Below are 12858 nucleotides of genomic sequence, written 5' to 3'. Positions count from 1 at the left end.
TCACCGAAATTCATAAAAAAGATGTGGGATACCGACCCCACATTATATATTTTCCTTATTTTTGCCGGCTATTCCCTGGTAATCATATTCCCACCCAGCCACTTCAACAGTCTGCACATTTAACTAAACCAGTAAACCTGTTGTATGCACCTACCGCACCCTTGTAACGGTATAGCGCAATGGAATGAGGCGGGATCCGTTGCGTTCACCAATATCTACAACCGTTTTTATGATCCGTTGGTTTTTTTTGCGCGAAAGCTCCTGACCGATCAATTGGCGGCTGAAGATATTGTAACAGAAATATTTTTAAAATACTGGCAGAAAGAAGATCAGTTCAATTCGGTTTATGCGGTAAAGGCGTTTTTATACATCAGTACCCGCAATGCCTGTATTAACCATAAACAAAAAGCACAACATATGGCCAGGGCAAAGGCCGACCTGCGCGTATTAACGGATGAGTTTGATGAACCCGTATTGAATGCAATTACCCAAGCAGAAATTTTACGCGACGTATATTATAGCGTGGAAGCATTGCCGGTCCAATGCCGTAAAATTGTTTTGTATAGCTACTTTGGCGGGCTAAGCAATAAACAAATAGCCCGGCGGTTACAGCTTTCTGTTCACACCGTTCGAAACCAGAAAGTGCGCGGCATTCAGTTGGTACGCGGCAAAGTGCAGGCCTGCCTGTGAGCGCCGAAAGTAATTTGGGTAGTAAAGCTTTTACACTTCTACCGTTCCCAGGTACATACTATCCGACTGCCGGCTTCGGTCATACGCATTAAAAGCTGCATACAAATGAAAGGTCCCGGCAGCATTTTTTGACAATTTCAATACATCTGAGCCGTTCTTTCGTAACTGCCCAATCAGATTACAATCGGCATCTCCATCATCAATATTATAAGCCAGCAGCATAACCTGGTCGCCCTCATGTGCCTTTTCCCCGGGAAAGGCTGTGTCCCACGTGAATTGTATCAGCCGGGCTTCCAACTGGGTTATCTGCATGGTTGCCGGTAATGGCAGGTCGCCCGCGCTTACTTTTACCAGGGCCGGGTTTATATGAATATCGGGCCCTTCGCTTTCAAATGCATTCTTCATTAAATAAGACTTCGCAGCCACAAACCCTTCCGATTTCGGGCTATACCCTTTAAACCCAAGCTGAACAAAATCAAGCACGGGCTGCAACCAGAATTGGGACATAGCCCATTTTTTCCGGTTAGCCATTTCTCTTTCACTTGGCTCACTCGTGCGCTTTTTAGGACGCGATCGCATGTAAGGGATGCCCTTCCACGAAGCGCCAATTACGGTACCAACTTTGCCCTTGAACGGGCCGTTTATACCCTCGGTAAACTTTGCCATAGCGTTTGGTATTGATCAGGCTATAAATATAAATTTTTTCACACATCAATCCCAAAAAACAAGGGCTTACCCGGGAGCTAACCCGCACCTCACCGGGATAATTTCCGGGTGAAGTCCCTGTGAGGTCCCTGTCAGGTCCCTGTCAGGTCCCTGTGATTCCAGAACAAAACCTTCCGCCTGCCCGATTCTTACCCTGGCCCACTTTCAATATGACAGTCAAAAGGAGTTTCTGCCAGGTTGCCGGCATTAAAACCGATGCCAAAAACAGCTTTTCAATGGCCGGGCGAAAAATTTAAATTTCATCAATTAATGTTTAAAGGCTAATAACGCTAAATTTCATAAACAACTGATTATCAATAGACATTTTTAAACAAATTATAAATTCGTGCTGGCAGCCTTTCCAATCGTGGTGGGTGTGATTATTTATCCTAATTTTGGTTTGTACGCGTTCCGGGAAACTTTACTTACCCATCCCATTATACTACATGGAACAACCCATAAAATTCTGTAGAACGAAGCGACGTACACTACCCATTTAGTTCGGCTTGCAACCTGTTGATTCTTCTTTTTTGAAACATTAAAAAAGGTGGAGGATATTAGTATGTATTCGTATGCATTATTAGAGCCCGGCTGTTATTACTTGATACAGGAAAAAGAAGACGAACCTGTAACGCTTATTAAGATAACGGTAGAAACTGACCAGTGCCTGTACATTACCCAATATGAGGATATGCCTGTATTGGTATGGAAAAAGAAAGCTGACCCGATTTTCGACATCCTGGAATTGTTAAGCGATGATAAAGTGAAGGAATGGGAAGCTGTGTATAACGACAGCCAGGATGCCTATTATGAGGAAGAAGATGACGAGTAGTCAGTTCTAAAGTAATAGTAGAAGGTTTAAAGCAGGTACTCACTAAATGATCTGGATCTTACATAGAAATTTCATTTAAAGTGAGAACAACTTTAAACCTTTTTCTTTTCATTTAATCACACACTTTACTTTAAACCTTATGCTCTAAACCCTTGCCTTTCTAAAGGGATTTTCGTAAGTTTGCTTTAGCCGGTTACCATATTGTTTCACGGATTTTTGGGGGATTCAATTTGGTCAACTGACGGTAAGCGCCTGATACCACTCCATACATTATTTTACTGCGATATCAGGAGAACTCTTTACCGGTTAAATACAGAAAGCGTTAACACTTGCCATGTAAAAAAAATGGTTGAATTTAGGTTTTCTGTAAATCTTTTGCTTTATGAACCACGCCCAGGACAAATATGGCCATACCCGAAAAGTGCTGCTGGTTTTAATCAGCATACTGGCAGTAATTCCTTTGGCGCCGCTCATCAACCGGTATATTCCACCATTAATTCTTGGCGACTGGAACCTTGACCTCACCGTTTCAATTATACTCGCCGGTGCACTTACATTTCTCACCCTTCGGCTGTTTCGCTTTTTACTGTTACCTGCGGTAGGTTTATTGATATTGGTGCTCATCTACAACCAGCTTACCAACGGCTACGGTTTTGGCAATATGATCAGGGATTACAAAACCATGGTGCAAAATAACTGGGGTAAAAAGGAGCAGAAGGAAATAGACCTGGTTTTACGTCCAACCTTTTTTGATGGCCCGCTTACCAAAACGGTAAAATCGCTTCAATCAAAAGTAATTGCCACCGATTCTGTGGTCCGCAACTATTCTGTTAAACACTCCCTGGAGTCTTTTGATGAATACTATCCCAAATATGGGTCACAGGTGCGCATCCTGTCGCTGTTCAAGCACATTAACAGCAACTTCAAGTATGTGTCAGACTCAGAAAGGGATGAATACTTTGCCACAGCCAAGGAAACCATCGGAAATGGCCTGGGCGGCGATTGCGATGACCACACCATCCTGATGGTGACGTGTATGAAAGCAATAGGCGCTCATTGCCGCATGATCTTAACAGACGGTCACTTGTACCCTGAATTGTTGTGCGGCGACGAAAAACAGTTCGAGATGATGCAGCAGGCCGTTATCCACCTGTTTGGCAATGAAGCCATCGACAACATGTATTACCACGAACAAAACGGACAATACTGGATCAACCTCGATTATACCGCCCGCTACCCCGGCGGCCCGTACGTAAGCGAAACGGCGTACGCGATCATTAATTTATAGGATAGCTAGTGGCTAGTGGTAAGTAGGGAGTAGGAAGCAGCGACAATTGGGAATGACCTTATTTTTTAGCCGGCTAAGTACTACTATCACCTTCTGTTGTGTCACTCACTTATACGTTCCGTTCGCTACCCGGCACTGGATTTTACTTTTTCATTCCTTATTTCTAATTCTTAATTTTTCATTTTAGAGCTGCACATAATCAGGAATGTTCCTGCTGAATTGATTCTCTACGCGATCGGCAACGGGCGGTGGCGTTTTAATGCCCCTGGTTAAGAACCCGCACAAAGCTATCGGAAGCGCTACCAGGGAAGACAGATAATACACCAGGAAGTTATCGGCAGAAGTAGAAGTACCCGGCAGGAAGTAATCGAAGATATAAATTACAACGAACGTTCCATATTCAAAAAACAGGGCGGCATAGATCAACAGCAAACCTTTTGCATGACCGGTTAGTTTGATCTGTTGTAGTTTCAGAATGATCTCCCAAACGATCACCCCTATTACAATAAGCAATTCCCCACCCAGCACATATTCCAGTACATCTGTAGTAAAACCCCTGATAATACAGTTTACCAACCCTGCAGCAAGTAACGCCGGAGCTACTATTCTGGTGAACTTTTTAATGGCGTCAGAGGAGGTAGAAAAATAAATGATGGTAAGTACTAAAGGAATATCGAGCAGGTTATAGATCACGGTATACAATTCCATTACATAGTATGGCAATGGAATAAATTCTATCAGGTTCACCATAGCGCATACCAGCCAGTACAAGGCAAATAATCTAAATGGTACTGCCGGCCAAAGCTTCTTCCCTATTACAATAAGCATTGGTATGAAATACAACCCTACAGCCAAAATAGATACGATCTGGTATATAATACTTTTCAAAACCATTAACAGAATTACGCCCTAAAATCGCTAAAATATTGCAAAATATTGCATCTGGCGGGCTTTTTCAGTAATTGTACTTTTATAGCTTTCTGCATAAAATACTATACTTAAAATCATTTCTACACAATCGATTGCATAAGGCGACTTAAGGGTAATCAATTATGTAGTACTAATTGCACTTCTTTTATCGATTTAGCATACTATTATCGGGTGAACAATGAAGTTATATCTGTATGTAACAACCGAGATTTCTACTTAGTGCATCGCCTCAGTAAAACTGATTATTTTATCCACGCATTGTTAATTTCTATTTCCCATGCTATTTTTCCCTTTTGGTTCACGAAGCCTACTACCCGTAAATCTTCTTATTGATCAAAGGGCAAGCACTGTGATAAAAAAGTCCCTATTACGGCCCCGTTACCGGAGTTCTCAACCCCTGATCTTAGTAAAATTACTATACAACTAACTGGTTATTTACCTGCACCCCATGTTGTTTAAACTATGCGGAACGTAATAACTGAAGATTTTAAATTGAGCAGATTTGCTCTATGAATTAAAGAGTTTAACATATATTTTTGATTTACTGATCCAATAGTAAATAGTAGTAAGTTTTTTAAAGAGGTTTTAAAATCCAATTCCGAAGACCATCCAATATCAAGTGAAAGAACCACCGTTCCAAAAAACGTAATTGTTACGTATGTAGATCGTATCCTGAAAAACCGTTCGCTTTTAAATCCAATGCCTGAATGTAAACCAAGTCCATTAATTCCTTGAAAAGCCCAGTCGATATCCTGAAAACCCGTAACCAAAAACGTGTTTTACCTTTGAAATGAAATCCGATACCATTGAAAACAGTTCACATTTGGTAGGTCGACTGAAGATATTAAAGCCTCCTGATTTATCGGGAGGCTTTTTATTTGTACCAGGTTATTGAACCAAAACCCAATCTCCAAACTTCATCACTGCCTTTAAAATTTGGGATTTGTTTTTTGGGATTTGCCTTTGCTATTTGGGATTTGTTTTTTGGGATTTTCCTATATTGTTGGGGCTAACCCAAAACATTAACACCCATGATCCTCCGCGTATCTTTCCTTTTCGTTCTGTTGGCCGGCTTTATTTTTTCCTCTTCAGCACAATCCATTGAACTGCTCACCAGCGGACAAGCAGTATCTATAAGAGGGCTCAGCCCGGTCAATGATGACGTGGTTTGGGTCAGTGGCAGCAATGGCACCGTTGGAAGGTCGCTAGACGGCGGTAAAACGTGGCAATGGAAAATCGTAAAGGGTTTCGAAAAAACCGACTTCCGCGATATTGAGGCTTTTAATGCGCACACAGCTATCATCATGGGCATTGCCGAACCAGCCAAGATCTTAAAGACCATCGACGGCGGCGTTACCTGGAAAGTTGTATTCACCGATTCTACCAGGGGCATGTTCCTCGATGCCATGGATTTCTATGATAATAAAAACGGCGTGGTGGTGGGCGACCCCATCGACTCAAAATTCTTTATAGCCAAAACAACCAATGGCGGCAATACCTGGCGCAAAACGCCGGGCATTATGCAATCGAACGCGATGGCCGGGGAAGCCTGTTTTGCCAGCAGCGGCAGCAACATACATTATTTCCGCAATAAGGATTTTTTGTTTGTAAGTGGCGGCACCTCCAGCCGGCTACATGATGATGCCGGCGGCCGGCCGATCCCTATTATACAGGGCAAAGAAAGTACCGGCGCCAATTCCATTGCCGTTCGCACCGATGGGGTGCGCGTTAGCAATACTTTCATCATTACCGGTGGCGACTTTACCAATGATAAGGATACCACGCGTAATTGCGTACTTACCCACGACGGCGGACATACGTGGATCCACCCTACCACTCCACCCCATGGCTATCGCAGTTGCGTAGTGTACATTACCAATAAAAAATTGTTGTGTTGTGGCACATCAGGCGTTGATCTGTCGACCGACAGCGGTATGACGTGGCGCCTGATCAGTACGAATGGTTTTCACGTTTGTCGCAAGGCAAAAAATGGCAAGACCGTTTTTTTAGCAGGTAGCAATGGCCGCGTTGCTAAACTGGTAATGTGATAATAAATACAGCTGCAAGCTTCAAGCCGCAAGCTGCAAGCCGCAAGCTGCAAGCAGAAAACATATAAATAAAAGCCCCGATGGTATTACCGCCGGGGCTTCTTTATTGGTGGGACTTCTATTTATTGATTGCGCGACGGCTTACAGCTTATGGCTTGAAGCTATTTCTTAAACATAAAATAAACCGCTCCCAGCAACAAGGCAAAACTCACCAGGTAGCGCCAGTGAAAAGGCTCATGTAAATAAAACATCGCAAAGCCTGTAAATACAACCAGGGTGATCACCTCCTGCGTCATTTTCAACTGAAACCCGGTAAAGCCGTTAGTAAATCCCCAGCGATTGGCAGGGACCATAAGGCAATATTCAAAAAAGGCAATGCCCCAGCTTATTGCGATGGCTTTCCATAAGGGAACCTGTTGTTGTTTCAAATGACCATACCATGCTATTGTCATAAACACATTGGAGCAAATGAGTAAAAGTATCGTTCGCATTTTTCAAAAATAAAGATGATTACAATAATATTTTAACTAATAATTATTCAGTAATTTGGATTAATTAAATCATTCACTATGATCTCGAGCAAAATAGAAGAGGCATTAAACCGACAAATAGACCTGGAAGGGTATTCATCGATGTATTACCTGGCCATGGGTTCCTGGGCTGAAGTAAAAGGCTATAAAGGCGTGGCGCAGTTCCTGTATCACCATTCTGATGAAGAGAGAATGCATATGCTCAAGTTGTTCCGCTATATTAACGACCGCGGCGGTCATGCTATTGTTCCCCCTTTCGCTGCACCGCAGAAGGATTTTAAAAATATCCGCGAGATCTTTGATATCGTTCATTCACACGAAGTAAAAGTGTCAAACGAGATCAATGCGCTGGTTGAATTGTGTATCCAGGAAAAAGATTATACCACGCATAACTTTCTGCAATGGTATGTTACCGAGCAGATCGAGGAGGAAAGCCTTGCCCGTGAAGTCATCGACAAACTGAACCTGATCGGTGAAGATAAAGGTGGTATGTACCTGTTCGATCGCGACCTGGCAACCATGACTGGCCAACAAGGCGGTGGTGGAAAGAAAGGTGGACATGGACACTAATTAAGTGATCACTGCTATATAAAAAGCCTCCCGAACTTGCCGGGAGGCTTTTTAATTTACAACCATTGAATCAAAAAAAACTATTCCTGAAAATGGTCTTTACAGTAGTTTTAAGTTCATGGCTATGATGGAGAGTTACTGTAAAGCGTGGCGAATTTAAATCTTATTACTATAAGTTGTGATACAAGTTAATATTCGTGCTGTTTTCCGCAAAAAGCGTGCATTTTTGAAGGATAATCGTGCAAAACAAAAAACCCGATAGTTTCCTACCGGGTTCAACATTGTTATATTTACGCTTCATAATTCCTTAGTTCAAACCTCTGAAGTCAACCGGCACCAGCTTGCTCACCCCGGGCTCCTGCATGGTTACCCCATAGATCACATCCACAGCGCTCATGGTTTGCTTGTTGTGCGTTACAATGATAAACTGGCTCTCCTGGCTGAACTTGCGGATCATTTGTGTGAATTTGCCTACGTTGGCATCATCCAGCGGCGCATCCACCTCATCGAGGATACAGAACGGCGCCGGCTTGATCAAATAGATCGCAAACAACAGCGCGGTGGCCGTTAATGTTTTCTCTCCACCACTCAACTGCGTGATCGAAGACGGGCGTTTACCCTTAGGCTTGGCCACGATGTCGATGCTGGTTTCGGCAAGGTTTTCCGGGTTCTCCAGGATCATGTCTGCCGAATCATCTTCGGTAAACAAGGCCTTGAACACCTTCTGAAAGTTCTCGCGCACCTTATTGAACGTATCGAGGAACTGCTGGTTGGCAGTGGCCTCTACTTCCTGTATGGTTTGTAACAGGCTGTCTTTCGCCGTTACCAGGTCGTTCTTTTGCTCGAGGATGAACTCATAGCGTTTTTTCATTTCCTGGAACGCTTCAATGGCCGTTGGGTTCACTTCACCCAGGTTCTCGAGGCGCTTCTTCATGCGATCGCCTTTCTCCTGCAACTCCTCTACCGGCGTTTCGCCTGTACGGGGTTGATCGATGATATCATCGAGGTTGATCTTAAACTCCACGTTCAACCGCTCTTTCATTCCGGCCAGTTGGAGTTTCAGTTCATTCAGCTTGTCTTTTATTTCACTCAGCAAATGCTCGGTCTGCTCTCTTTCTTTTGATTTATGACGCAGTTCGCTTTCCTTCTCGCCCAATGCATTGCGCATATTGTAATACGCCTGATCGGCCTCGTTCAGTACTTTTTCCTCTTCTTCCTTGCGACGCATCATGCCGATCAATCCATTCTCGGCTGTGCTCAGTTGCTCTTCGCTCTCCGTGATATTCTCCAACGTTTGCTTTAATTGCGATGCATTGGATTCAACCTGGTTGCGCAGATCGACCAACTGTTTGCTCTTGAATTCCAGCTCCTGGGTCAGGGCATTGATCTTACTGGTCTGACGGGTCAGTTGCAGGTTGTATTCATTGAACACCGCCTGGGCGTTGTTGTATTCGCTTTCAGCCAATTTGTATTCATCTTCCACGCTCTTCAACTGGTCGCGCAATTCATTCAACTGTTTCACCAGTTCTTCCCATTGCTGGCGGGTGCCTGAAATTGAAGAGGTGGTCTCTTCCAGGTTCATCTGTAATTCTTCCAGTCTGTTCTGGGAAGAACTTTGTAAACCGTGCAGGTTTTCCATTTTGTTCTCCAGGGAGAACATCTGGTTGGTGAGTGTATTGATATCAGCCTGCGTTTGTTTAATAGCGGTATCTTTCAATTGCTCGTTGTAGCCGATCACTTCGTTGTGCTTCTGCTGAATACCGTCTTTCAGCCTTTGCACAACACCTTCCAGCGCCACGATCTCTTCGTGCAGTTTCTCCAGGTTCTTGGCACGACCGATCTTTTTACCTTCAAACAAACCAACGCTACCACCGGTTAAAGAGAATTTGCCTTTTACATATTTACCGGTTTTCTCCAGCACCACAGCACCATTGCTGGTCGACAGGGCGTCTTCGTTCTCGGCAATGAATACATTGCCCAGTAAATATTCGGCTAACTGGCGGTATTGCGCATCCACTTCAATTACATCCATCGCGGCGATGGTATTGGCGGGCGAATGACCGTTCTCTGTGTCTTTTGCGCGTTCGTTCAATTTATCCAACAGAAAGAAGTTCGCTTTACCCTTCTTGTTATTATCAAGCAGGTGTACCGCCTGTAAACCTTCCTGCAGGTTATTCACCACGTAATAGTTGAGGTAAGGCTCCAGCACGTTTTCAACGGCAGCGCGAAACTCTTCTTTTACATAGATGATATCTGATAAAATGGGCGCAGTATGGTTCCAGCCCGGGTTGTTGTGGAGGAACTTCACACTTTCGGGATAACCTTCCATGGAGTCGATCAGGCTTTTCAGCAGATCGTGCTCATTTTTTTTGGCATCCAGCTTTCTTCCTTCTTCTGCCAGTTCCTGGCGTAACCCTTCCAGTTCGCGCTGGGTTATTAAGATCTGTTCTTTGGTCCTTTCCTGGTGGTCCTGTAACTGAACCAGGTCTCTTTGTCTTTTTTCCAGTTCCTGCTCCTTCACCATCTTTTCTTCTTCCAGTTGTTTTAACTGGCTGTAGCGGGTTTCGCGTTCTTCTTCTATCTGTCCGATCGCTTTTTGTACGTTCTGGATAGAAGTATCGGCAACCGCCACTTTCTTTTCTGCATCAAACTGGTTGCGTTGCAGGCTCAGGTTCTCGGCACGCAGGCTATCTACCTTGCCTCTCATTTCATCAAAAACGGTGCGTTTGGTTTCTACCGCTTCTTTATGGTCTTCTACCATTTGTTCCAGGCCTTCCAGTTTGCCCTGTTCCTCTCCTACCTGTATACGCGTAAAATCAATGCTTTCTTCGAGGCCTTTGAGTGTGCCTTCGCTTTTATTTAAAAACTCCTGCAGGCTGTTCTCACGCTCTTTCAAAAAGTTCAGGCGTTGAGAAGCCAGGTTCTTTTCATTTTCTTTGGTACGCAGGGTTTGTAACAAGTCGTTGAACTCGTGCTGCATGCTTTGCAGGGCGCGTTCTTTTTCAATAAACCCTACTTTTTCCTGCTCAATAACAGCCTCTTCATTGGCAATCTCTGCGTCCAGCCGGATCTTTTTGTCGGTCTCGACCTCAGATTGCTGGGTCAAATCGCGATACGTAAGGTTAAAACCTTCGAGGGCTGCTTTGGCCAGCTCGATGCTCAGTTCGCGATATTCCTTCTTTATTTCGTAGTATTTCTCAGCTTTTTTGGCCTGGTTCTCCAACGTTTTCAACTGGTTGTTGATCTCGAACAGCAAGTCCTCGATACGGGCCAGGTCCTGCTCGGTGGCATCCAGCTTTTGCTTAGCTTCTTTTTTGCGGGTTTTATAGATGGTAATACCGGCAGCCTGCTCCAACATCCGGCGACGGCTGTTCTCTTTATCTTTAATGATCTCGTCAACCATGCCCAGCTCAATAATGGCATAGCTGTCGGTGCTCACCCCGGTATCCATGAACAGGTTCTGGATGTCGCGCAAGCGGCATTGTACATCATTCAGGCGGTATTCACTTTCCCCACTTTTGTAGAATTTGCGGGTAACGGTGATGGTACTGAACTCGGTAGGTAGCAGATTGCGGGTATTTTCGAAAGTAAGGCTTACCTCAGCCAAACCACTCGCCGAGCGGGTTTTTGATCCGTTAAACACCAGACTCTCAAGGTTTTCACTGCGGAGATGACTAATCTTCTGCTCCCCGATCACCCAGCGGATACTGTCGATAATATTACTCTTACCACACCCGTTGGGCCCGATAACCCCCGTAATACCCTCATCGAAGTGGAGTACGGTTTTATCGGCGAAACTCTTAAACCCTTTGATTTCTAAGCTTTTTAGGCGCACTTGTTCAATTTTTTTAATGGAAACGACAAAAGTAACGAATAGCGATACAAAATAGTGCCGCTTATGCTAAGAGCACTCAAAAGTTGTGCACTTTTGGGGAATAAACCTGTGGAATGGTGTTTATAAATGTTAATATGTTGTGAGTATTCTCGGCATTCTGTCTTAACTTAAAGACGCGGAAGGCCGTAGGCCAATACCGTGGCGCTGTTTTTGTCTTTAGCATTAAGCCTTAAGCTTTAAGCGTTAAGCCTAATTACTAATCAATCCCATTTTACTATGATCACCAGAAACTGGACAGGCGTTGTAAAACCTGAGCGTACCAATGATTACATCGCTCACCTGCAAAACGATACATTTAAAAAATTATCAACTATCAAAGGCTTTGTGAATGCGTCCATCCTGCAAAGGGTGGTCACTGATGGTATTGAGTTTTTAGTGGTAACCTATTGGGAAAATATGGACGCCATCAGGGAATTTGCCGGTGATGCCGCAGATATTGCCGTAGTGCCGAAGATTGCCCAGGAAATGATGGTACGGTACGACCCCGTGGTGCGGCATTATGAGGAGTTGTTTACGCTGGCGGCGGTTGAAAGTTAAGGTTTATTGTTTGTGGTTTATGGTTTGTTGTTCTTTGTTCGGGAAGGTGCAATTATTCGGGCTTCACGAATTTTCACCATTGGCCATCTACAATTCACCATTCACGCTTCCTTTAACACGAATTTATACCGCGGGTCACAACCCGGGCGGGTTTGTTATAGTCTAAACAATACGACTTATATCCGTCGTATTTTTGAAAGACAATTTTACACTTTACACAATGCGGAAAAAACCAACCATCGTACCCATTAAACAGTTGCTTTTACTGTTACTGGTAACCACCGCCAGCCTGGCCGGCCGCGCCCAGCAGGTAGACAGTATTTTCTTCAACCTGTATACCGACAGCCTTAAAAAAGGCGTGCATAATTACATTAATGTTGATGGCAAATTATCTAATGGCCGCTGGCTTCCTTTAACCAATAAAGAGATCGACTTTACGGCTTCTACCGGTAAATTCGTAGGCAACAGCCTGGTAATAGATACCGCATTTAAAGGGGAAAAAGTGACCGTGAAAGCTGTGCTGAAAAATAATAATTCGATCTGGAAAGAAGTAACGATCTATATGAAGAAAGTAGAATCAACGGAAAGATTGAAAACCGTTGATGAGATATTGAATACGCCTTCACGAAGAAGCAGAAAGAGTTCGAGAAATTTTGCCTACAGAACTTAAACATAAACAAGGGGCTGACTAAAAAGCCAGTCATGCCACTGTTAATGGTTAGATAGTTTGATGGCTCTATGGTCTGGCATTCGAATATTCTGGTTTCCTGCGAATAGGCAGCCATCAAACATTCCAAAAATAAAGGGACTAACCTTTTTGGTCAGTCCCATTT

The 12858-nt window shown here is 43.9% G+C and carries 11 protein-coding genes; 7 read left to right on the top strand and 4 right to left on the bottom strand.

Going from position 1 to position 12858, the window contains the following annotated elements; translation table 11 throughout:
• The first annotated feature begins 144 nt into the window (after window positions 1-144).
• Window positions 145-690 carry a sigma-70 family RNA polymerase sigma factor gene (locus FAM09_RS27105; RefSeq protein WP_136580308.1) on the top strand — a complete coding sequence of 182 codons (546 nt, stop codon included), beginning with the start codon at window positions 145-147 and terminating at the stop codon, window positions 688-690.
• Between the two features lie 30 nt (window positions 691-720).
• Here the strand turns inward: FAM09_RS27105 and FAM09_RS27100 are convergent, their stop codons facing one another.
• Window positions 721-1356, bottom strand: a complete 636-nt coding sequence (locus FAM09_RS27100) for a DUF6266 family protein (RefSeq protein WP_136580307.1) — start codon at window positions 1354-1356, stop codon at window positions 721-723.
• 586 nt (window positions 1357-1942) lie between these two features.
• On the opposite strand from FAM09_RS27100, the gene FAM09_RS27095 reads away from it, so the two are divergent.
• A complete protein-coding gene (locus FAM09_RS27095) occupies window positions 1943-2227 on the top strand; it encodes a hypothetical protein (RefSeq protein WP_136580306.1) in 285 nt (94 codons plus the stop codon).
• Window positions 2228-2609: 382 nt separating this feature from the next.
• Window positions 2610-3515: a transglutaminase domain-containing protein gene (locus FAM09_RS27090; RefSeq protein WP_136580305.1), complete on the top strand. Its 906-nt coding sequence runs from the start codon at window positions 2610-2612 to the stop codon at window positions 3513-3515.
• Window positions 3516-3698: 183 nt separating this feature from the next.
• On the opposite strand, the gene FAM09_RS27085 is transcribed toward FAM09_RS27090, so the two are convergent.
• Window positions 3699-4403, bottom strand: a complete 705-nt coding sequence (locus tag FAM09_RS27085; protein ID WP_136580304.1) for a hypothetical protein — start codon at window positions 4401-4403, stop codon at window positions 3699-3701.
• A 1073-nt stretch (window positions 4404-5476) separates the two neighbouring features.
• Between FAM09_RS27085 and FAM09_RS27080 the strand changes: the two genes are divergently transcribed.
• Window positions 5477-6493, top strand: coding sequence for a beta propeller repeat protein (locus FAM09_RS27080; protein WP_136580303.1), 1017 nt, complete (start codon window positions 5477-5479; stop codon window positions 6491-6493).
• Window positions 6494-6654: 161 nt separating this feature from the next.
• On the opposite strand, the gene FAM09_RS27075 is transcribed toward FAM09_RS27080, so the two are convergent.
• A complete protein-coding gene (locus FAM09_RS27075; RefSeq protein WP_136580302.1) occupies window positions 6655-6984 on the bottom strand; it encodes a DMT family protein in 330 nt (109 codons plus the stop codon).
• A gap of 78 nt (window positions 6985-7062) precedes the next feature.
• Here FAM09_RS27075 and FAM09_RS27070 point away from each other — a divergent pair, with 78 nt between their 5' ends.
• The gene (locus FAM09_RS27070) at window positions 7063-7593 is read left to right on the top strand and encodes a ferritin (protein WP_136580301.1); all 531 of its coding nucleotides are present in this window, start codon (window positions 7063-7065) and stop codon (window positions 7591-7593) included.
• A gap of 307 nt (window positions 7594-7900) precedes the next feature.
• Here FAM09_RS27070 and smc read toward each other — a convergent pair whose 3' ends face one another.
• The gene (gene smc, locus FAM09_RS27065; RefSeq protein ID WP_136580300.1) at window positions 7901-11428 is read right to left on the bottom strand and encodes a chromosome segregation protein SMC; all 3528 of its coding nucleotides are present in this window, start codon (window positions 11426-11428) and stop codon (window positions 7901-7903) included.
• A gap of 276 nt (window positions 11429-11704) precedes the next feature.
• Here smc and FAM09_RS27060 point away from each other — a divergent pair, with 276 nt between their 5' ends.
• Together FAM09_RS27060 and FAM09_RS27055 are read left to right on the top strand one after the other, a co-directional pair.
• Window positions 11705-12025 (top strand): antibiotic biosynthesis monooxygenase family protein, encoded by a 321-nt coding sequence (locus FAM09_RS27060; protein WP_136580299.1) that lies wholly within the window; start codon window positions 11705-11707, stop codon window positions 12023-12025.
• A 220-nt stretch (window positions 12026-12245) separates the two neighbouring features.
• Window positions 12246-12695, top strand: a complete 450-nt coding sequence (locus FAM09_RS27055) for a hypothetical protein (protein WP_136580298.1) — start codon at window positions 12246-12248, stop codon at window positions 12693-12695.
• The last annotated feature ends 163 nt before the right edge of the window (window positions 12696-12858 follow it).

This window comes from Niastella caeni (genome assembly GCF_004834005.1).
Classification (GTDB): Bacteria; Bacteroidota; Bacteroidia; order Chitinophagales; family Chitinophagaceae; genus Niastella; species Niastella caeni.
This window is presented reverse-complemented; position numbering and strand designations above follow the sequence as displayed.